The organism is Streptomyces sp. BK79, from assembly GCF_044142145.1.
Taxonomy (GTDB): domain Bacteria; phylum Actinomycetota; class Actinomycetes; order Streptomycetales; family Streptomycetaceae; genus Streptomyces.
Genome location: NZ_JBHVOC010000023.1, coordinates 36896 through 54944 on the forward strand (window position 1 = coordinate 36896; position 18049 = coordinate 54944).

Here is an 18049-nt window from a genome sequence, read left to right on the forward strand (position 1 = left end):
CGTGGTCCCCCAGCCCGCGGCAACCGCCCCTGCTGTTGAAGGACGTCCTGCGATGAGCCCACCTGGCAGACGCGTGCCCTGCTCCCGTCCCGCCTGCCGCCACTCCCCCGCGCACCGGCCCACTCTCGCCGTCCAGTGGGCCGGCCGCCTGCTGTGCTGGAGCCTCGCCGCCGGCATGACCACCGCCGCCACCGATCTGGTCCTCGCCCCGCGAGGCATGATGTGGCACGTGCTGTGGCCGCTGCCCTGGTACCTCACGGCCGCATCCGTTCCGGCCTGGGCCATCCTCCGCGCCCGCGAAAAGGCCACCCGAGACGCCCCGGAGGAGGATCCTCTCCGGGACAGCTGGGACCAGGCGGCATAGGAACTGCGGCAATCCGGCGCATGTCCAGGCGGGACCCGGTCCGAAGCGGCTCCCCTGGGCGGCGCTTCAGTCAGCTCGCTCCGGGACTCCGGCGGTCTCGGCCCGGCGCGAGTTCGAGAACCGCGTCAGCACCCTCATGCCGAGACCATGATCGTTCTCACTGGGATTTCCTGTACCCCGCCTACTCACACCCGGTGGCCAGGCCGACACGGAGGGACCAGGCGAGCAGGATGCGGTACTGCGCTGTTCGGCTTCACGGCCCGGGTGACGGAGTCGGGGACCATGCCGTCGGTGCTGGTCGGCGCCGACGAACCCGGGCGCGGCGGACCGCGACCAGTGCGGATCGATCTCGGGTGGCGAGGCGGGCTCGCTACGCCTTCCACAGGCAGCGGGTGCCCTACTCGTAGGCGTTGACGCCGTGGGGGAATCGTCCCCCGCAGGTGCGGGGAGCTGCGGGCGCCCGCGCCCCACCCGATGGTCAGGACGAGGTGGTATCGCCCGACCATGCAAGCCGGACTCGCCGCCTGACGGACGCGATTGCTAGTTCCGAACGACCGTACAACCTTGAACGGTTGTCACGAGTCGCTGTGATCACGGTGCTTGGACGCGCCGGCCACAGAATCCGGGAGGACTCCCCTTGAACCACCTCAGCTCCGCCGGTCAGCGCCTCGGCGTTGCCGCTGCCGTCGTCCTCGCTGTGACGGCCGGAGGTCTGACCGCCCCGGCCCTCGCGGCCGGCCCGGCAGTGACGGCACCCGCCACGACCCAGCAGCAGGCGACCTCCGTGCCGCCCGGCACGGTCGCCCTCTCCGGCGGCCCCACAGGCTTTTTGTCGCGTCACAAGGACGGCGAGAGCGACGTCTACACGTGGACGCGGTACGACGGCACCCGGACCACACTGCCGGGTGGGCCATACGGGGCGAACGCGGGCACGGACACCGTCGTGCGGACCGACGGCACCACGCACACGTTCCTGGACATGGCCACGGGCGAGGAGTTGGTCTCCTACGACCTCGGCGAGGACTACCGCGTCCTCCGCTATCAGGGGACCACGCTCGTCACCTCGAAACGCGTGGACAACCAGTGGGAACTGCACCTGCTCGACGAGGACGCCCAAGGTCGGGTCGTGGACCGGATGCTGACCGGCCTGCCCCAGGGCATGGTGTGGCGGGCCTCGGCGAACTCGGACCCGGACACGTTGCTGCTCCACGGTTTCAAACCCACGGACGGTGTAGGGGAGCAGCGGCTGGCGGTGGTGGACCTGGCCTCGACTTCGGTGACAGCGACGTATGACGTTTTGAACAACAAGAATGAGATCCGTCCGGTGAGCGGGTCGCGGACCCACGTGGTCTGGCAGGAGCGGGACGCCGCCGGAAAGGCGGTCCTGGCTGTGACCCGGCGAGGTTCCCGGGAAGTCAGCCGCAGCGCGTGGCAGGGGAGGTCGAACGGGTCCACGCCGGTGTTCGGCCTGGCGGGCGACTGGGCCGTGGACGCCGATCCTTATGCCTTCACCGCCCCGGGCCCGGAGGTTCGGCCCGCGCCGACCGCCCGATCGTTGACGACGGGCGAGACCGTCGAGCTCCTCGCGCACGCCACCTCCTTCGTCCCGACCGCCGACGGGGGTCTGATCGCCACCGGTGGCACGGTCGAACACGGCGAGGGGGTGTACCGGATCACACCCGGCCCGGACGGCGGCCGGCCCACCGTGTCCGTCCTGGCGACCACCGGAGTCCCCACCGCCGTCACCGGCCTGTCCGAGCCCCTTGCGCCGTCCGGCGTGATCGATCTCGACCAGGCCGACGGGCACGTACCGGCCGCCTGGACGCTCAGCCGCCCCAACGCGCGTGTCCACCTGAAGCTCGTTCACACCGCCACGGGCAGGTCCGACACCGTCTCGGCATGGTCACCCGAGCCGAACACGACGGAGTTCCGCCTGAACTGGGACGGCTTCCTCGGCGAGTTCCCGGCGTACCGGGGCGCGTACACGTGGACGATGAGGGCCGAACCCGCCAACGGCATCGGCCCGGCCCTTGAGCGCACCGGTTCGTTCACCGTCACCCGCGCACCCCGGCCGCACGACTTCGACGACAATGGCTCGCCGGACATCTTCAGCCGCTCCTCGACCGGTGTTCTGTCTCTGTACGACGTCGGGCATCTCCGGCACCTGACGTCCGACGACACGCCGCTCCGGACCCGGATCGGCGGCGGGTGGAACATCTACGACAGGATCGTCCCCGCCGCCACCGGTCTCGTCGCCCGCGACAACGCCGGCGTCCTGTGGTCTTACGAGGGCAAGGGCGACGGCACCCTCACCCCACGCAAGCGCGTCGGTGGCGGATGGAAGATCTATGACAAGCTCACCAGCGGTTCCGATCTGACCGGCGACGGCCGGAACGACCTCCTGGCCACGGACAAGACCGGCGTGCTGTGGCTCTATCCCAGCAAGGGCGACGGCACCTTCGCCGCACGCGAGAGGGTCGGCGGCGGCTGGAGCATCTACAACCAGTTGACCGCCACCGGCAACCTGGCGGGCGCCCCCGCCGGCGACCTCGTCGCGCAGGACAAGTCCGGCGTGCTGTGGCTCTACCTGGGCAAGGGCGACGGCACCTTCGCACCCCGGACACGGATCAGCGGTGGCTGGAGCGGGTACCAGATGATCGGCCCGGGAGACATCGACGGCGACGGCTGGAGCGACGTGGTCACCGTGCCTGAAGGCTACGTCGGCAACACGGCCGTGAGCTTCTACCACGGCACCGGTCAGTGGAGGACCCCGTTTCCCACCACCGGCATCCCCCGCCCCTGGATACGCGGGCTGGATCCGCTCCTCTGACCGGTTGAAGGGCCACTGGTACAGCACCTGCTGACATCTCCCGATCCGGCGAACAAGGACAAGGCCGACGAGCGTGACGGGTACGCCTTCTGGAGCACCAAGGGGAGCGCGGCGGAGCGACTGGGTGAGGGCTGTCGGTCTTGTCAGCGGTCCTTCTCCCGTTCGCCGCCCGGTGGTCAGGTGAGCCCGGCGGTGGCGTTGTCCTCCCAGCCGTCGACCCGCTGGAAGTAGCCGTTCATGGAACGGGAGTGCCGGGCCCACCCGCCCTGGTCGGCGATGGCCACGGCGTCCTTGCCCTTCCTACGGGCGGTCGTGGCCAGGCCGATGCGGAGGGAGTGGCCGGTCCAGGCGAGCGGGATGCCGGCGCGGACGCTGATCCGCTTCACGGCCCGGGTGACGGAGTCGGGGACCATGCCGCCGGTGACGTTGCCGTGGCGGTCGACGCCGACGAACGCGGGCGCGTCGGGCTGCGACCAGCGCGGCTCGGCGTCGGTGGCGAGACGCGTCCGGTACGCCTTCCACGCCTCCACCGGGCAGACCTCGGGGTCCTGTTGATAGTTGATCTTCGCGTCGCGGACGCTGTGCTTGGTCTTGCCGGTGAGCACCGACACGACCAGGCCGCGCGGGGTGAGGACGACGTCCCCGGCGAGGAGGCCGGCGGGGTCCTGCGCACGCGAGGCGTAGTGGAAGCCGGTCAGGACGAGCGCCTTGTCCCGGGTTCCGGCGAGGGTGTCCGGGCAGACCCTCGCCACCCGGTACAGGTCGGGGACCTCGGCCGCGGCGGCCTGGCCCCGGCCGCGCCGCTCCCCCGCCTTCAGCAGCTCCACGGCGGCCGCCTCCAGCGTCGCCCGCGCCTGCGCCTGATCGTCCCGGTTCACCTGAGCCCCACGGCGGCGCAGCTCCACGACGGTCCCGGCGAGGATCGTGCTCGCCGACGACGGGGCGTAGCCCTTCCCGTCCGCCCGGCCTCGGTCCAGCAGCCAGACGACGAACGCCACCAAGGCGCCGCGCGTGGCCTCCAGTTCGGGGAATCCCTGCGCTGCGCAGAAGCGCGTCCAGACCTTCCACGCCTTCGCGTACGTGTCGGTCGTGTTGGCCGGCCGCAGTCGCCGCCGCACCTCGTCCGCGAAGTCCTCCGCGTCCGCGAGGCGTTGGGCGACCTCCACGCCGTGGCGCTGCGCCCACTGGACGACGATGGGGTCACGCCTCACCGGTACGGGGGGTGAGTCGGCCTCTTCTGACGGGTGCTCGGTGGTGGTGGTCAAGGGGCTCTCCCCCGATTACGCCTGACGTCGGATAAGGAGAGGTTATCCGACGTGTGGACCATTGTCGTGCCCTCGTATCACCCCCTTGGATGGGTGCAGATTTCCGTTCAGATGCTCCGGGTTCTCCATGCGGAGATCGGGGTGGTGGCCGTACTCTCCATGGAGAACCCGGAGAACAAGGTAAGAATCTGACAGAGGGGCACCGTGAGGATCACGATCGAGGGCGCGGACGAGGAGTTCGCCCAGAAGCTCGTCGCGCTTGCCGCAGCGCACCGCGCGGAGCTGACCGTCGCGACCGTCGACACCAACTGGACTGTCGGGCGCGCCACGCGCTATCTGCGCTCGCTGACCGCCGGCGCCCGCCGGTTCGCCGAGATGGTCATCGTCGACGGCGACGGCTACATAGAAGCGGACCGGCTGCGCGCCGCCCTCGGGAAGCTCAACGGCCCGACCGTCGCCCTGTCCCGTGCCATCCCGCGCGGTGTGCGCGAGGGCTGGTGGCCCGAGGGCATCAGCGCGCCCATCACGCCGGTGTGGGACCCGGACAACCCCAGCTGGCACAAGAACATCGCCTACGAGATGGCGAGCGAGAACGTCCCCGTCTTCCGTTCCGCCATCGCCGCCCTGGCGACCGGCAGCACAGGTGCCCCCACATCACCGGAGCCGCCCGCTCCGTGGAGCGAAGAGGCGCCGTCCGCCTTCGCCGTGCCGCCCGGCTGGGGCGCCGCCGACGACGTGCCGAGGGCGTTGCTCGAGGAGGGAATCGACGCCGGGCCCGACACCCGGGAGCGAGCGTGAGCGGCACAGACCGGGCAGGTCAAAAGGGGGTTGCGCGGCTAACACCCCGCTCCGGGAAAGTCGGCGCCGTCCGTCATCCGGCGGACCTGACCGCCGCCTCACAGGAGTGACGCCACCATGCCCGTCCTCGTCTCCCTCGCCCTCGACCAGGGCCTGGACCTTCTCGGCACAGCCCTGGGCCAGGGGCTGACTCTCATGCTCCTGGTCACTGCCATCACCGGTATCTGGCTCTACCGGCGGAGGCGGGCCACTCCGCCCGAGCCGCCCCGCGTCCGCCACTTCACCCTGCTGCGCACCGAGGGCGCCGATGGCGCGCCCGTAGGGTACGAGACCACCCGTCCCAGCGGAACGAAGATCGCTCGTTGGGTGGGGGGCCGCCAGCGCCTCTTCGAACTGACCGACGTACAGCTGGAGGACGGGACATACGCCGCCGAGCCCCTTGACCATTTCTGACCAGCTAGTGCAGCCGATACGGCTCCCGAGCGAAGTGTCGCGCTGCCGCCACCACCGTCGGGAGTTGTCAGCGCGGCTCCGGCGTCATGCTGGGCGTTCTTGCCATCAGGCGCGGCGGGCGGCCCACACGGTGCGCTCGGTGCGTACGGCGAGGTCCTCGCGGAGCAGCAGGCTGTTCGGGCTGCTGGTGTCCAGTAGCTCGTCCAGTGCGGCGAGGTCCTCGGGGCTGAGAGCGGGGGCGGCGACGCTGCGGATGCGCTGCAAGATGCCGTAGGCGTAGCGGCCGACCGCTTCGCTGCGCGCCCCTGCGACGCTGACAGTGAGGGTGCGATCGTCCTCGACGGTGAAACCGGCGGCGGTCAGCATCGGCCCCCAGTCGGCGCCGCGGTGCGGAACGCGCTCGGCGTGGAAGCTGTTGGTCGCGGCATGGGCGCGCTCTTCGAGGCCGGGCCGGTTCTCCGGGGCATGGGCGGGCAGGAAGCGGGGGACGCCCGCGAGCTCGACGACGGCGAACAGACCGCCGGGGGCGAGCAGGTCGCGGACGTTGCGCAGGGCGCGCTCGGGGTTCGCCATGTGGTGCATCGAGGCCGAGGCCCACACCAGGTCCGGCTGGCCGAGGTCGGGCCAGTCGTCGTGGTCGAGGTCGGCCTGCACGGTCCGTACGCGCTCCTGGATGCCACGGGCGCATGCCTTCTCGCGCAGGAGCTTCAGGTGCTCGGCGGAGGTGTCGACGGCAGTGATGTGCGCATCGGGGAAGCGTTCGAGGAGCGCGAAAGTGCCCGCGCCGGTGCCGCAGCCCAGGTCCACGATGTGGCGCGGCTGGTCCTTCAGCGGCAGCCAGGCGGTGATCGACGCCATGTGCTCGGCGAGCACCTCGGCATCCAGGTCGAGGATCTCCGCCTGACCGCCGTCGCTGTGCGCATGGTGTCCGCCATGGCCATGGCCGGCGTGGTGACCGCCGTTGCCGTGGTGGGGGGTGTGCTGATGAGTGTGGGTCATGACTCCACCGTAAGCAGGTCATGCGCCTGTCGCATGCCTCGTTGCGCATAAGGCAAAGAGGTGGTTCGGTGCGCTGCCCCGCACGCAAGATCGCGCGCTTTGCCGGGGCCGCCGGCCCGACCACGGCCCGCCAGGTACCCGACCACGGCCCGCCAGGTACCCGACCACGGCCCGCTAGGTACAGGGACCCTGGGCACCTGTGCAGTCGGCTTCGGAGTCGTCGGTGTCGGCGTCTTTCTGGTGACCGCGGCGGGCGTCGCGGTCGAAGATGCCCAAGATCTCGCAGGGGCCGCCCTCGGCCCCGATGGCGTGCGGCATCATCGTGGGGAACTCGGCGGCCTGGTTGGTCTCGATGCGGAAGCGGCGGTGGCCCAGCATCAGGATCGCGGTGCCGGACAGTACGACGAGCCATTCGCGGCCGGGGTGGGCACGCATGCGGGCCGGGTTGTCGGGCGGCGGGTCGGTCATCCGCTGGCGCATCACGGTCATGCCGGGGTCGCCCTTCACGGGCCAGCGCATCAGCCCGTGGGCGCCGTCGATCGTCGGGCTGATGACGACGTCGTCCGCGGCGTTCTCCACGAGCTGGTCCAAGGTGGTGTCCAGGGCGCGGGCGAGGGTGACGAGCTGGTCCAGGGCGAGTCGGCGCTGACCGTTCTCGATGCGGCTCAGTGAGGACTGGCTGAGGTTGGCCCGGGTGGCCAGTTGCTCCAGGGACCAGCCCTGCGCGACGCGCAGGGCGCGGATCCGTTTGCGTACGAGGCTGTCCAGCTGCCCATCTTCTTGCGTCATGGGCAACATGGTATGCCCTTGGTGCAATGTGGGCTTACCGTCGAACACAGGTGGTCCGGCACGGGGCCAGGTACGACGAAAGGGCGCGACATGTCTGCGCAGACTTCCCACCACGAGAGCGACGCACTGCCCACCGACACCGTGGACGTGGTGGTGATCGGCGGCGGTGCCGCGGGCCTGAACGGCGCGCTGATGCTGGCCCGCTCACGCCGCTCGGTCGTCGTGATCGACAGCGGCACCCCGCGCAACGCCCCCGCCGCAGCCATGCACGGCTTCATCGTCCTGGACGGCACCCCGCCGCCCCAGATCCTCCAGCGCGGACGCGAGCAGGTACGCCAGTACGGCGGCCGGATCGTCTTCGGGGAGGTGACCACGGCCGAACCCGCCGCCCCCTCGGCCGACGGTGACCTGCGGTTCACCGTCACCCTGGCCGACGGCCGCACCCTGACGGCGCGCCGGGTCCTTGTGGCCAGCGGCCTGCGCGACGTGCTGCCCGAGGTGCCCGGCCTGGCCGAGCACTGGGGCCACAGCGTGGTGCACTGCCCCTACTGCCACGGATGGGAGGTGCGCGACGAACCCATCGGCATCCTCGCCACCGGTCCGCTCTCCGTTCACCACGCCTGGCTGTTCCGCCAGCTGACGGGCGATCTGATCTACTTCACCCGCGGCACAGACCTGGACTCCGAGACCCGCGCCCGCTTCGCCGCCCGGGGCATCCGCGTCGTCGAGACCGACGTGAGGGAAGTCGTCAACGACACCGACGGCACCCTTGTGGGCGTCCGCCTGGCCGACGGCACCCTCGTCGAGCGGCGGGTCCTGGCCGTCGCCACAAGGATGGAGGCCCGCACCGAGGGCCTGGACGGGCTGAAGCTGCCCATGGAGGACCTGCCCGACAACATGGGCCGCCGCTTCGCCTCCGCCATGGCCGGCACCACCGAGATCCCGGGTGTGTGGGTGGCGGGCAACGCCACCGACCTGGCCGCCCAGGTAGGCGCCGCCGCCGCGGCCGGGGCGCTGGCCGGCTCGCACATCAACGCGATGCTGGCCGCGGCGGACACCGACGCCGCCCTCGCCGCCGCACAGAAGGCCACCGGCTGACCCGTACGTCCGCTGCCGAACAACCGCGCGGCCGCCATCCAGCGGTCCGCGCGGTGAGCAAGTCCCCACCACACCCAACTGGCGACCGGTCTTGTCCCGGCGCTGATTCCGCATGCCCTTTTTGGAAGGACACCATGAGTACCCATCAGCCTCCACAGACGCCGGAATCGCCGGTCGGCGCAGTGGGTGTACCGGATGCGCGTCAGCTGCGCGCGATCCTGATCACCGTCTCGATCGCTTTGATGGCTGTCATCGCCTCGGTGTCGGGGCTGAGCGTCGCCCAGACCCACCTGGCCGTCGAGTTCGGAGCCTCGCAGAGCGCCGTCCTGTGGATGATCAACAGCTACACCCTCGCCCTGGCCGCGCTGCTGCTGCCGCTCGGCGCCATCGGTGATCGCCTGGGCCGCAAGCCCATGTTGATCGCGGGGTTGGTCATCTTCGGCGCCGCCGGCGTCCTCGCGGGACTCGCCCCGACGACCGGGGTGATGATCGCGGCCCGCGTGGCCGCCGGCGTCAGCGCCGCGATGATCATGCCGATCACCCTGGCCGTCATCACCTCCACCTTCCCCGAGGAGGAACGCGGCAAGGCGATCGGTGTGTGGACCGGTGTCGCCGGAGGCGGCGGCATCGTGGGCATGTTCCTCTCCGCCCTGCTGGTCGACGTCGCCGACTGGCGCTGGCTGTTCGTACTGCCCGTGGTCCTGGGGGCCGTGGCACTGGCGATGACACTGAAGTCGGTGCCCAACTCCCGCGAACGCTCCGCCCATTCCTTCGACACGATTGGCGCGGTGCTCTCCATCACCGCCGTGACTGGTCTCATCTTCGTCCTGCAGGAAGGCCCCGAGCGCGGCTGGACCGCCCCCATCACGCTGGTCAGCCTGGCCGTCGGCGTCGCCGCCGCCGTCGCCTTCGTGGCCTGGGAGCTGCGCCGCCGCGATGCCTCGCTGTTGGACGTACGCCTGTTCCGTGAGCGCGGCCTGGCCGGCGGCTCGATCACCCTGCTGGTCGTCTTCGGTGTCCAGGCCGGTATCGCCGTGGTCCTCTTCCCGTTCTTCCAGGCTGTGCTCGGCATGTCGGGGCTGCTGTCGACCGTGGCGCTGATGCCGATGGCCGTCATGATGATGACGGGCTCGGGCCTGGCCCCCAAGGTGGCCGCCAGGGTCGGCGCCCGCTCCACCATGACGGTCGGCGTCGCCCTGTCCGCGCTCGGCCTGGCGCTGATGGCGATGTTCGTATCCGTGGACGGCGGCTACCTGTCCCTCCTGGCCGGCATGATCGTCATGGGTATCGGCATGGGCCTGTCGATGACGCCCTCCACCGAGGCCATCACCGGCTCCCTGCCCCGCGCCAAGCAGGGCGTCGCCTCCGCGCTCAACGACGTCACCCGCGAGTTCGGCACCGCTCTCGGTATCGCGATGCTCGGCGCGCTGCTGGCCAGCGGCTACCGCAGCGCCATCGACGGCAAGCTCGACGGCGTCCCCGACGGGGCCGCGGACACCGCACGCGAGGGCATCGCCAACGCCATCGAGGTCGCGCCCAGCACAGGACGCCACGCCCAGGATCTGATCCACGCCGCGCAGCAGTCCTTCGTCGACGGCTGGCAGCAGTCCATGTGGGTCGGCGCCGCCGTCATGGCCGCCCTGCTCGCCTACGTCGCCCTGCGCGGCCCGAAGAACACCGCACCCCGCCAACCCGACGCCGAGGCAGCCCCCGAGACCGGGGTCACGGACAACGTCGCCGCTCGCTGACCTCTGACGGATGGCTGTGACCCGGCGTAAGTTCCATCCCCTTTCCCGAGTGCCAGCAGCGATCACTTCGCTCGTGGGGAGGCACTCATTCGGCCTGGGTCCGATGGTGACGATGACGGGCAGCACCTCGCTCGGCAACTGATAGGCCGGGCGAGGTGAGCCTGTTGGTGCGACGAACCCACTACTCTCCGGGCCGGTCTCGCGGGGCAGCCCGGAAAGCAGTCAGCTGAGCCGGGTTGTGGCGTACACCTCGATGGCGTCGCGCTGGTACGCGGCCAGGCCCGGTGCGATCGCCTCGTACGCGGCGCGCCAGGCGCTGTTGTCCACGCAGGAGCGTCCGACGGCGCGGTACTCCTCGGCGGAGACGGGCCGCAGTTCGGTCATGGCCTGGTACTGGGCGTCGATCTGGGCCTGCACGGGCGCGGCGTCGACCGGGTGGCCGGCGGCCATCAGGTCGGCCAGCAGGATCATCTGCGTCGTGCGCTCGCGCTGTCCGGCCTCGATGTCCTGCGGGGTCATCGCGGCGACCGTGCGGGCGACTTCCTCGGCGTGCTCGGGGAAGTCGTGCAGGCTCTCCTGGTACTGGGAGGGCTGGATGCCCCCGAACAGGTTCTCCGGTCGGTTGATGGTCACGGGGTTGCCGTCCTTTCTGGAGCGTTCCAGTTCGGCGATCGTGCGGGAGACGGTGCCGGCCAGGGCGTCGAGCCGGTCCCGCTCGGCGAGCAGCCGCCGGTGGTGGCCGCGCAGGGCGTCCACCTCGTCGACCTGCTCGGCGAGGATCCGGCCGACCTCGGGAAGCCCCACGCCCAGCGCCCGCAGTACGAGAATCTGCTGCAGCCGCAGCAGCTGGTGCTCCCCGTAGTAGCGGTGGCCGTTGGCCCCGATCCGGGCGGGCGGCAGCAGGCCGACCTCGTCGTAGTGCCGCAAGGTCCGGGCGGTCACGCCCGACATCCGAGCGACCTCCGCGATAGGCCAGTCCATCGCTGTCTCCCTCACGATCGCGTCGCCGGGCCGGTTTCTCCGGCCCTGTCAAGGACGGTAGAAGCTGCCGCAGCGGCAACCGCAAGCCACCGTCGCCTTTGAAAGTCGCTGGCGTGCTGGGTGGGCCGTCGGGGAAAGTCGCGGGCCGTCATCCAGATCGTGAGGGTACGTCGAGCCGATGGAAGTGCTCGGAAACCCGCAGGTCAGCGCAGTATTTCCAGGTGGCTGGCCTGGGCGTGGTCTCGCGCGGCATACTCGAGGCATGGCTGGCATCGAGATCGACGACACCACCGCGGACGCGCTGCGGGCCCTGGCCGACGCGGCGGGACTTCCCCTGGACACCTACCTTGCGCAGGTCGCCGAGGAGAAGCGGCGCGAGCGTGCGCTGGCCGAGGGCGCGGAGATCTTCCGGCAGGTCACCGGCGACCCGGAAACCGTCGCCGCGTTCGACGCCGAATACGGTGGCCCCGCACCGGCCCGGACCGCCACGCGGGCGGCCTGACCTGTGCCTGCCGAGTACTACGTCGACTACCGGTGGTTCCTGGAACGCCAGGCTGAGCTGCTGGACGACCTCGCGGTCAACGACTACTCCGTGTTCGTCGGCCTGGCCGCCCGGCACAAGGTCGACCCGCCCCGCCACGACCAGCACCACCCGGACGCCTTCTGGCGTGCCGCGGTGATGCTGGAGGAGTGCGTCGTGCTCCGGCCGCTGCCCGCCCGCAACGAGCTGTACGGCTTCGGCGTGGCCGTGGCGTACCTCGGGATGCACGGGGAGCGGGTGAACACCAAGTTCGAGGCCTGGCGGGACCTGATCGCCGACATCAGCGCCCTGCGTCTCGACTCGTTCACCGTCGCCGAACGACTGCGCTCGCTGCGCCTGCCAGCGGTCTGACCTCGCTGTCCGTCCCGTAGACGGTCAGGAAGAGCGGTGGGGTCAACAGACGGGACGCCTTGTTGAGCACCATTGTTGAGCGCCATCCCTGCGGATGCCGCGATGTCGGTCACTTTGCGGATTTCGGCGAACAAGGCGTGCAGATCAGTGGGTTATCGAACACTGGTGCGGGCCGTGGCCCGCAGTTGGCCGGGGTCCACCGGTTCCTGCTTCGCGCCATGCGTCAGCTCGAGTCCGGCGTCGGTGCTGTGCGCCCGCCAGACGGCGCCGTGCCGGTTCTCCCACTCGACGAAGCTGCCGGGAGCGCCGTCGAGCAGTTCCAGTTCCCGCACCAGCGTGCCCAGGAGTGCGAAGCCGCGGGCGTCGCCCTTGCTCATGCTCTGGGTACGGGTGTTGTCGTAGCGCATCTTGACGAACGGCACCTCGGTACGGCCGAGCTTGTTCGGCTGAAGCATCTTGCGGAACCTGCCCCAGGCTTCTTCCTCGTTCTCCGTGCCGGAGATCTCACTGGCGTGGGCGGGGAAGACGGCGTAGGTGACGGCGGACAGCTCGGGGTTCTCGGTGGCGTGGTAGCCGTGCACCTCGGAGGCGGCCACGCCCACGGTGTCGAACTCCGTCCCGTCGTGGTGGAAGCCGCCGATGGCCACCAGGGGCCGCCCCTTCCCCACGAAGGTGTCGTCGTGGGCGCGCGCGTGGGCGAGCAGTGCCGTGACGAGCGCCTCGTCGTAAGGGCCTCGTACGTTGACCTGCAGGTTGTGCCGGCCGTCGGTGGAAAGGGCTGCGGTGAAGGTGAACATCGGGTTCGGCGACCACCGCCACGCGGATTCCAGGCCGGGAACGGGAGCGGCGCCGGGCATGGCGGGCAGGACGGGCAGGACGGATCCAGGGTTCATGAGGAGGCTCCTGTGCTCGGGCTGGGGCCCTAAGGGTGACCCCCGAGGGGGCGGGGCCGGATATGCGGGGGTGGTCTCCTCTGTGTGGAGGATCTCGCGGGCGTGCGTGATCACCAGGATGGAGTGCGTCCCGGCAACGCAACTCCCTCTGCAACGTAGGAGCTTCGGCCCATGAACGTTCGTACTCGCGCCCGCGCCCGTACCGTGCTCGTGTCCGCGGTGCTGGGGGCCCTGGTCCTCGGCCCGCTCGCCGGGGCGGCCCCCGCCCGGCCGCAGTCCCCGCTCCCGTCCGTCACGGCAGCCGCCGCCGACGGGCCCGACACCGCCGCGCTGGAGCGGGCGCTCGTCGGCATCCCGGACGGGGACGTCTCGGCGGCGCTGGTCCGGGTGGGCGGGAAGGGCCGCTGGACGGGGAGCGCCGGTGTGCGCGACCTGAGGACGGGCGCGCCGGCGCGGGAGAACGCGCGGTTCCGGGCCGGGTCGACGACGAAGACGGTCACCGCCGCGCTCGTGCTCCGACTCGTCGCGGAGGGCCGGGTGGACCTGGACGCGCCGGTCACCCGCTATCTGCCCGGTCTGCTGCCGTCCTCCTTCACCGAGCCGCCCACGGTGCGGCACCTGCTGACGTACACGAGCGGTCTGCGACCGGGTGCGCACCTCGGCTCGACCACGGAGGAGATGTACGAGAACCGGTTCCGGACCCTCACACCGGAGCGGGTGGTCGCCACGGCCGTCGCGAAGGGGCCGGCCTTCGCACCGGGCGAGCGGCAGGTGTACCAGAACATCGACTACACGGTGCTCGGCCTGCTGATCGAGAAGGTGACCGGCGACAGCTACGAGCACCAGGCCGACGTGCGGATCTTCCGTCCGCTGGGCATGCGGCACACGGGCTTTCCGGCCGGACCCGACCCGCGCGTCCACGGCCCGCACAACCGGGCGTACGCGGACGTCGCCGGTGTCACCACCGACGTCACGGAGTGGAACATGTCCGACCGCTGGGCGGCCGGGAACATGATCTCCACCACCGCCGACCTGGAGCGTTTCCTGGTCGCCCTGTTCGGGGGCCGAGTGGTGCCGCGGCCGCTGCTGGACCAGATGTTCACCGTGCCGGACATCGAGGGCGCGACGTACGGCATGGCCTGGCAGCGCTTCGTCCACAACGGGACGGAGATCTGGGGCAAGACGGGGTCGCGGCCCGGCTACCACACAGTGCTGGCGGCGACCCGTGACCTGTCCCGGACGGTCGTGTACTCGGTGAACGCCAAGAGCGCCCGGGAGGACGGCTTCCCACTCGTCGCACGCTTCGCCCTGCCCGCCTTCAACCGCTAGCCCAGCTCCACTCCGACCTCCACGCGGGCGCCCCCGTCGACTACCGCCTCACACGCTGCCCGTACTGCTCCGACACCGGCGAGGACCCCACCCGGCCGGACTGCGGTGAGGCCGGCTGCGCGTCGTGGCTCGAGTGTGCCGGGCACGATCACGTGTGCCCGGTCTGCCACGGTGACGACTACCAGTCCGAGTGGTTCGCCGGCGAGCGGATGACCCAGTTCGAGGAACTGCTCGCCGACGCCATCGAGGAGCGCGAGGAGCGCGCCTCCCTCCGCTACCGGATCCGGGCGCGGCTGTACCGCCGGACGGTGCGCTCGTGACGGCCCGCGTGCTCGACGGCAGGCCCTGGACCGGTCGCATCCGCACCGCGGCGCTCCGGCGGGGCCTGGTCCGGCCCGCCGAGTTCCCTACGTGGACCGGTGCTTGCCGGTATCACGAGCGGTACGGCCGGGACCGCAGCTGCGCTTCGAAGCCCGCGATGTTCGCGCCGGTGACGTAGTCGCCGGGGGTGTCGTAGCGGGCGGCGGTTTCGTGGCAGGTGGTGTGGATGTCGTTCATGATGGCCGTCAGCTCGTCCTCGACGCGCCCCGCCGTCCAGGACGTACGGGCGTGGCTCTGCGCCATCTCCAGGGCGCTGACCGCGACGCCGCCCACATTGACGGCCTCGCCGGGGCCGAAGGCGACGCCGGCCTGCTGGAGGAGGTGGACGGCCTCGGGGGTTGCCGGCATGTTGGCGCCCTCGGAGACGGCCTTGACTCCGTTGCGGACGAGGGTGGCGGCGTCGTTCTCGTCGAGCGTTCTGCGTGGCCGACGGGAGGGCGAGGTCGGCCGGGACCTCCCAGACGCGGCCGCCCGGCACGAAGCGGGCCGAGGAGCCCCGGCGCTCGGCGTACGCGTCGACCCGGCCGCGCTCGACCTCCTTGATCTGCTTGATCTGCTTGAGCAGGGCGGGGTCGGCGAGCTGTCCGGCGGTGTCCAGGGACCATCCCCGCGGGTGCAGGGAGCAGCTGACACGGCTTCTGGCAGCCGATCAGGCGGCGGGACCATCCCCGCGGGTGCGGGGAGCAGACTGTTTGACCTGGGATTCTATGGTGGCAAAGGCGTGTTCTCAGCAACTTCTGCAGATTTCGGCATATCGGGCATAGGTGGCGGGGATCAGAGTGACGACAATCTGTCGAACTGCAAGCACCCTCACTAGGACGAACCGCTTCTCTGCCACTGATCAACGCGGGCCCAGGAAGACGGGGGCCCAGAAGGTAGAGCCGCATGAGCACGGCGCCCGCCATCGAACTGCGTACGTTCACCACCCTCGACACCGCCCGCGGCGACCTCCTCGACGTCTACGCCGATGTGCGCGCCCCGCTCCTCCACCTGCCGAACTACGCGGTCACCGCGTTCGGCGAGCGCCTGGACCGACACGGCACCGAGCCGGGCTTCACGGCCGTCCTCGCCTACGCGGACGAACACCCGGTCGGCTACGCCTACGGCAACACCATCGAACACGGCGACCGCTACTGGCAGCGCACCAGCCCCGCTCCGGCCGACACGTACACCGAGCGCCCGGCCGTGGCCCTGAAGGAGATCGGCGTCCGGCCGGCCTGGCGCAAGACCGGCACCGCCCGGCGCATCCACGACGCCCTCCTCGCCACCCGCGACGAGCCCTTCGTCACGCTCATGGTCAACCCGGCCGCCGGGGACGGAAAGGTCCACGCGCTCTACCGGTCGTGGGGGTACGAGGACATCGGACATAGCCAGCCGTCACCGGCCTCGCCGGTCCTCACCGTGATGATCCGTACCGCGCGCTGACCGAGGCGCGGGGCTCGGCAGAGCAGGTTGAGCTCCTCGTCACCATGAGACGGCAACCCCGCACGTGCGGGGAGCAGACTGTTTGACCTGGGAGTCTATGGGTCTCGAGGGCGTGTTTCAGCGACTTGCACGGATTCCGGCAAATAGGGCACGGGTGGTGTGGACTCGCGTCAATCCGTGTGCCCCCGAAGACGTACCGCGAGCACCGAAACACTGGCATCGGACGTCCTGCCGTCGTAGCCCGGAGCTTTGCGTGGGGCACTGCCCTGGGGGACGGCGCGGCCGTCTGCGATCCGACGGGCCTTCGCCAGCGAACAGAACGCGGAAGGCGTCCTGGGGTTCTCCCGGCAGATGGAGAAAGACACTCTGCCGCCCGACCTGGCAGCCTTCAACGCCTACCACCACGGCGGCAAAGTCGACGGCCAGGACCACGCCATCCTCCGCGAAGCCCTTGGCCGCGGAGAAGCGGAAGGCTCTGAGATGCCCCCCTTCGCTCGCTGATGGGCGACTGCCGCACGCCTGAGACCGAGTACCGAAGCGACACCAAGGAGACACAGCGGAGGCGGGGGCGCTGCGGTGTGCGAGGTCAGGCAGCGTCAGGTCTGGCACTGCGAGGTCGCCGCGCTGGACCAGTTCGACCAGGCGCCCCCCGCCGGCCTCACGTGGACACGGATCGTGATTTTGACGGGCCCACAGAGGCGGGTGTTGGTGGCGATGGCGATCGGGCCGATCGTGGAACGCCGCTCCACGATGGTTCGGCCGCTGCCCATTTTCGTCCAGTCGTCGCCGTCCCCCTGCACGTGGAGGTACGCCTCGTATTCGACCCATGAGGCGTGGGAACGGGAGTTGGTGAGGAGAGCGTGGGCGGTGATGTCGCGCCACCAGATCTTCCCGTCCTTCCAGCGTTCGGCGGAAATACAACCCCGGGCGCTGATGTTCTGCGTCGAGACCCCGCCGCCGCAGGCGACGGCAGCGGCGTGGGCCTGGGAGGGGATGACAAGCGCGGCCACGGTGGCTGCCGCGACGAGGGCTCCCGTACGTTTCATGGTGGTCTGGGCAATTTTCATCACGGGGGAACCGTATCCGCTCGCTCAGTCGCCCACCCCGGTATTCGGCACAGTCACGGTCTGGTCCTGGACATCTTCGACCACGGACCCAGCTGATCCCGCTCCTTGAGCCCGTGCCGCCAGTGCGGGGCAAACGTGGCCGGCCCCGGAACCGCCCGGACGCGGTGCTGGGCGACCGTGGCTACGACCACGACAAGTACCGCCGTCTGGAATCTCGGCGTGAAGCCGCCGATCGCCCGCCGCGACACCGAGTACGGCTCCGGGCTCGCCAATCAGCCCTGGGTCGTGGAGCGCACATTCGCCCGCCTGCAAATAGGGCACGGGTCGTGTGGCCTCGGCTGCTGGTCGACGGGGCCATCCCCGCGGATGCGGGGAGCAGGATCCCAGGCCGGAGAAGAAAGCCACGATGCCGGGGCCATCCCCGCAGGTGCGGGGAGCAGACTCTTTGACCTGGGATTCTATGGTCACAGGGGCATGCCCTCAGCAACTTCTACAGATTTCGGCATATCGGTCATGGCTGATGAAGACCCGAGCGACGTCGATCCGTTGGCCCAGGCGACCACGTGTGGGCCACGATCGCCGTCCCGCAACGGCATCGGCTCACCCGAACCGCAAGCGACCTCACCAGGACGGGCCGCTCCTCTGCCCCTGATCAACGCGGGCCCAGGGAAAACGGGCTCCGGACGTCTGTCATCGCGGCCCGGACCGTCGGCATGCCCGGAGGGGCTGCCCTGGGG

General features: G+C 70.5%; 17 protein-coding genes and 2 pseudogenes. 12 read left to right on the forward strand and 7 right to left on the reverse strand.

The features are described from left to right. Positions 1-52 precede the first annotated feature (52 nt). Positions 53-364 (forward strand): hypothetical protein, encoded by a 312-nt coding sequence (locus tag ACFIF2_RS26560; protein WP_395575759.1) that lies wholly within the window; start codon positions 53-55, stop codon positions 362-364. Between the two features lie 637 nt (positions 365-1001). Then, entirely contained in the window at positions 1002-3194 is a 2193-nt protein-coding gene (locus tag ACFIF2_RS26565) for an FG-GAP repeat domain-containing protein (RefSeq protein ID WP_395575760.1), read from the forward strand. A gap of 176 nt (positions 3195-3370) precedes the next feature. Here ACFIF2_RS26565 and ACFIF2_RS26570 read toward each other — a convergent pair whose 3' ends face one another. After that, positions 3371-4459, reverse strand: a complete 1089-nt coding sequence (locus tag ACFIF2_RS26570; RefSeq protein ID WP_395575761.1) for an integrase — start codon at positions 4457-4459, stop codon at positions 3371-3373. Between the two features lie 204 nt (positions 4460-4663). Between ACFIF2_RS26570 and ACFIF2_RS26575 the strand changes: the two genes are divergently transcribed. Further along, the gene (locus ACFIF2_RS26575) at positions 4664-5257 is read left to right on the forward strand and encodes a hypothetical protein (RefSeq protein WP_395575762.1); all 594 of its coding nucleotides are present in this window, start codon (positions 4664-4666) and stop codon (positions 5255-5257) included. A gap of 117 nt (positions 5258-5374) precedes the next feature. Next, positions 5375-5710, forward strand: a complete 336-nt coding sequence (locus ACFIF2_RS26580) for a hypothetical protein (protein ID WP_395575763.1) — start codon at positions 5375-5377, stop codon at positions 5708-5710. Positions 5711-5815: 105 nt separating this feature from the next. Here the strand turns inward: ACFIF2_RS26580 and ACFIF2_RS26585 are convergent, their stop codons facing one another. Beyond that, positions 5816-6709, reverse strand: a complete 894-nt coding sequence (locus ACFIF2_RS26585) for a class I SAM-dependent methyltransferase (protein WP_395575764.1) — start codon at positions 6707-6709, stop codon at positions 5816-5818. A 174-nt stretch (positions 6710-6883) separates the two neighbouring features. Continuing rightward, a complete protein-coding gene (locus ACFIF2_RS26590; protein WP_395575765.1) occupies positions 6884-7498 on the reverse strand; it encodes a helix-turn-helix domain-containing protein in 615 nt (204 codons plus the stop codon). A gap of 90 nt (positions 7499-7588) precedes the next feature. Here ACFIF2_RS26590 and ACFIF2_RS26595 point away from each other — a divergent pair, with 90 nt between their 5' ends. Together ACFIF2_RS26595 and ACFIF2_RS26600 are read left to right on the forward strand one after the other, a co-directional pair. After that, positions 7589-8596, forward strand: coding sequence for an NAD(P)/FAD-dependent oxidoreductase (locus ACFIF2_RS26595; protein WP_395575766.1), 1008 nt, complete (start codon positions 7589-7591; stop codon positions 8594-8596). 134 nt (positions 8597-8730) lie between these two features. Continuing rightward, complete coding sequence (locus ACFIF2_RS26600) at positions 8731-10344, forward strand: MFS transporter (protein WP_395575767.1); 1614 nt, start codon at positions 8731-8733, stop codon at positions 10342-10344. Between the two features lie 222 nt (positions 10345-10566). Here the strand turns inward: ACFIF2_RS26600 and ACFIF2_RS26605 are convergent, their stop codons facing one another. Next, positions 10567-11325, reverse strand: a complete 759-nt coding sequence (locus ACFIF2_RS26605; RefSeq protein WP_395575768.1) for a MerR family transcriptional regulator — start codon at positions 11323-11325, stop codon at positions 10567-10569. A 262-nt stretch (positions 11326-11587) separates the two neighbouring features. On the opposite strand from ACFIF2_RS26605, the gene ACFIF2_RS26610 reads away from it, so the two are divergent. After that, positions 11588-11827, forward strand: a complete 240-nt coding sequence (locus tag ACFIF2_RS26610) for an antitoxin MazE7 (RefSeq protein WP_395575769.1) — start codon at positions 11588-11590, stop codon at positions 11825-11827. 3 nt (positions 11828-11830) lie between these two features. Continuing rightward, positions 11831-12217, forward strand: coding sequence for a toxin Doc (locus ACFIF2_RS26615; RefSeq protein WP_395575770.1), 387 nt, complete (start codon positions 11831-11833; stop codon positions 12215-12217). A gap of 152 nt (positions 12218-12369) precedes the next feature. On the opposite strand, the gene ACFIF2_RS26620 is transcribed toward ACFIF2_RS26615, so the two are convergent. Further along, on the reverse strand, positions 12370-13110 hold the full coding sequence (locus ACFIF2_RS26620) for a hypothetical protein (protein WP_395575771.1): 741 nt from the start codon (positions 13108-13110) through the stop codon (positions 12370-12372). A gap of 171 nt (positions 13111-13281) precedes the next feature. On the opposite strand from ACFIF2_RS26620, the gene ACFIF2_RS26625 reads away from it, so the two are divergent. Both ACFIF2_RS26625 and ACFIF2_RS26630 read left to right on the forward strand, forming a co-directional pair. Then, positions 13282-14439 (forward strand): serine hydrolase domain-containing protein, encoded by a 1158-nt coding sequence (locus tag ACFIF2_RS26625; protein ID WP_395575772.1) that lies wholly within the window; start codon positions 13282-13284, stop codon positions 14437-14439. 152 nt (positions 14440-14591) lie between these two features. Next, on the forward strand, positions 14592-14759 hold the full coding sequence (locus ACFIF2_RS26630; protein ID WP_395575773.1) for a hypothetical protein: 168 nt from the start codon (positions 14592-14594) through the stop codon (positions 14757-14759). A 112-nt stretch (positions 14760-14871) separates the two neighbouring features. Here the strand turns inward: ACFIF2_RS26630 and ACFIF2_RS26635 are convergent. Next, a pseudogene (locus ACFIF2_RS26635) lies at positions 14872-15376 on the reverse strand (glutamate dehydrogenase); the annotation flags it as partial. 329 nt (positions 15377-15705) lie between these two features. Between ACFIF2_RS26635 and ACFIF2_RS26640 the strand changes: the two are divergent. Beyond that, positions 15706-16245: a GNAT family N-acetyltransferase gene (locus ACFIF2_RS26640; protein WP_395575774.1), complete on the forward strand. Its 540-nt coding sequence runs from the start codon at positions 15706-15708 to the stop codon at positions 16243-16245. Positions 16246-16841: 596 nt separating this feature from the next. Here ACFIF2_RS26640 and ACFIF2_RS26645 read toward each other — a convergent pair. Next, positions 16842-17291 (reverse strand): hypothetical protein, encoded by a 450-nt coding sequence (locus ACFIF2_RS26645; RefSeq protein WP_395575775.1) that lies wholly within the window; start codon positions 17289-17291, stop codon positions 16842-16844. Between the two features lie 104 nt (positions 17292-17395). Here ACFIF2_RS26645 and ACFIF2_RS26650 point away from each other — a divergent pair. Beyond that, positions 17396-17621: pseudogene (locus tag ACFIF2_RS26650) on the forward strand (transposase); the annotation flags it as partial. Positions 17622-18049: the final 428 nt, after the last annotated feature.